Source organism: Frankia sp. CcWB3, from assembly GCF_977927595.1.
In genome coordinates this window covers 1,790-3,992 of sequence record NZ_CDWRCK010000336.1, presented here as the reverse complement: position 1 = coordinate 3,992, position 2,203 = coordinate 1,790, and the positions used below count along the sequence as shown (strand labels likewise).

The following is a 2,203-nucleotide window of genomic DNA, read 5'->3' as shown; positions in this document are numbered from 1 at the left end:
AGGCACCCCCGCCGCCGATCGCGCCGTCGAACGTCGGTCATTACCACCCGGAACCGCGGCCGGGGGCGCCGGCCTCGAACGAACCCGCCGCGGCCGCCACGGCCGAATCGACCGTGATCCCGACGATCGAGTCCCGCCTCGCCCCGCCGAACCGTGAACCGGTGGAGCCGCCGGTTGATCAGACCCATGGTCAGCACCGCCCGGAGCCCCCGCGCACTGCTCCCCGGCCGACCTACCCGCCTCGCCGGCCGGTGCGGCCGGTGGCCGACGACGACGAGCTGGACGTGCCGGACTTCCTCAAGTAGCCGGTGCCAGGCAGACTTCCGGCATGCCGGTTCTCGTCACCTCGCGCTCGGGTGGGGTCAGCGACCCGCCGTTCGAGGGACTCAATCTGGGCGACCACGTCGGGGATGCCGACGAGGCCGTCGCCGTCAACCGACGCCGGCTCGTCGACCGGCTGCGGATGCCGGTCCAGTACATGCGGCAGGTGCATGGGAGGCAGGTCGCCGTGTTGCGCCGGCACGGGCCGCCTCCGCAGGCGGACGCGCTGGTGACCGATGTCCCCGGCCTCGCGCTCGCCGTGATGGTCGCCGACTGCGCACCGGTGCTGTTCGAGGCCCCCGCGGTGGTGGGAGTGGCGCACGCCGGCCGGGTTGGGATGGCCAATGGCGTGATACATGTCACTCTTGGGGCCCTCGAGCGGCTCGGCGCCGCCCCGGACGAGCTCCGTGTCACCATCGGTCCATGTATCTGTGCCGGCTGTTACGAGGTGTCGGAGGATCTTCGTTGCGAGGTGGAGACCCAGGTGCCGGGGAGTGCGGCCACCACCCGCGTCGGTACCGCGGCGATCGATCTGCGTGCCGGTATCCGTTGTCAACTCGCCGTCGCCGGTGTGACTGATATAACAATTTCTGCTCGATGTACCGCCGAGGATCCGGAGCTCTACTCCTACCGCCGGGAGGGTCGGACGGGACGCTTCGCCGGTCTGGCCTGGCTCGGGCCGACGCCATGATCCACCGGCCCGGCCCGATCGAGCTCGATCCGGCGCGCCTGGACCGGTTGACGCAGCGGCTGGCCGAGGTTCGGGCTCGGATCGCGGGGGCGGCCCGGGCCGCGGGCCGTGATCCGGACCACCTCACCCTCATTGCGGTCAGTAAAACCTACCCACCCCAGGATGTTGTGATGATGCACACGCTCGGGGTGCGGCACTTCGCCGAGAACCGGGAGCAGGAGGCCGGGCCGAAGGTGGGTTTCGTCACCCGGCTGATCGGCGGGGAACGGAACGTCCTGACCAAGGGGACCGGTGACGGCCCGTCCTCCGGTTCCGACGATCCGATCTGGCATTTCGTGGGACAACTGCAGCGCAACAAGGCCAGATCCGTTCTTCGTTGGGCGGATTGGGTGCAGTCGGTGGATCGGGTGAGCCTGGTGCCGGTGCTCTCCCGGCTGGCGATGGAACGCGGCCGCCCGCTGTCGGTCTGTCTCCAGGTCTCGTTGGACTTCCCTGGTGCTTCCGATGGGAAGATTGGTGCGTCGATCGCCGGCTCGAGGCGCGGAGGGGTCGATCCGGCCGGCCTTTCCGCCCTGGCCGATCTTGTCGAGGAGGCGCCGGGACTGGCTCTGCGAGGCGTGATGGCTGTCGCCCCCCGGGGAGGGAAGCCACGACCTGCATTCGCGCGACTGCGTGAGGTGGCGGAACGCCTGAAGGTGGGGCATCCCCAGGCCACCGTCATCAGTGCCGGCATGTCGGGAGATCTTGAGGACGCGGTGGTCGAAGGCGCGACACACCTTCGGATCGGCACCGCTTTGTTCGGTGAACGGCCTGGTGTCCCTTAGAGTCGCGCCCATGGGGCTCGGGCGCAGGGCGATGGTCTACCTCGGTCTGGCCGAGGAGGATGAGGACTATCTCGACGACGACTATGACGACGGTCGTGCGGTCGGTCGTGACGATCGGCGTGCTATGCACGAACCGGTTCCGATGGACCGTACGGTCCGTCGGATAGACGCACGTGAGGAGCCGGTCGCCATGCCGCGACGTCCACCGGTCGAACCGTTGCGTCCCGCCGGTCCCGTGCCGATGCGCAGGGTGGCCGCGGCGGAGGAGCCGCACCCCTACCGGATCACCACGCTTCAGCCACGCAGCTACAATGAGGCGCGCCAGATCGGCGAGGAGTTCAGGGACGGGACACCCGTTATCATGAAC

General features: G+C 69.2%; 3 protein-coding genes and 1 pseudogene. All 4 read left to right on the top strand.

Going from position 1 to position 2,203, the window contains the following annotated elements; all coding sequences use genetic code 11:
• Nucleotides 1–305: pseudogene (locus tag ACY5KJ_RS18655) on the top strand (cell division protein FtsZ); the annotation flags it as partial.
• A gap of 23 nt (nt 306–328) precedes the next feature.
• Nucleotides 329–1,012, top strand: a complete 684-nt coding sequence (gene pgeF, locus ACY5KJ_RS18650) for a peptidoglycan editing factor PgeF (protein ID WP_462188858.1) — start codon at nt 329–331, stop codon at nt 1,010–1,012.
• Entirely contained in the window at nt 1,009–1,836 is an 828-nt protein-coding gene (locus ACY5KJ_RS18645; protein WP_462188857.1) for a YggS family pyridoxal phosphate enzyme, read from the top strand. Before pgeF ends, ACY5KJ_RS18645 begins: the two co-directional genes overlap by 4 nt.
• 10 nt (nt 1,837–1,846) lie before the next feature.
• Nucleotides 1,847–2,203: cell division protein SepF (locus tag ACY5KJ_RS18640; protein WP_462203972.1), on the top strand; the 357-nt coding region annotated here is incomplete at its 3' end.

Bases quoted from the DNA above. Each gene is read 5' to 3' on its own strand.
- pgeF (WP_462188858.1), top strand. From the start codon at position 329: ATGCCGGTTCTCGTCACCTCGCGCTCGGGTGGGGTCAGCGACCCGCCG.
- ACY5KJ_RS18645 (WP_462188857.1), top strand. From the start codon at position 1,009: ATGATCCACCGGCCCGGCCCGATCGAGCTCGATCCGGCGCGCCTGGAC.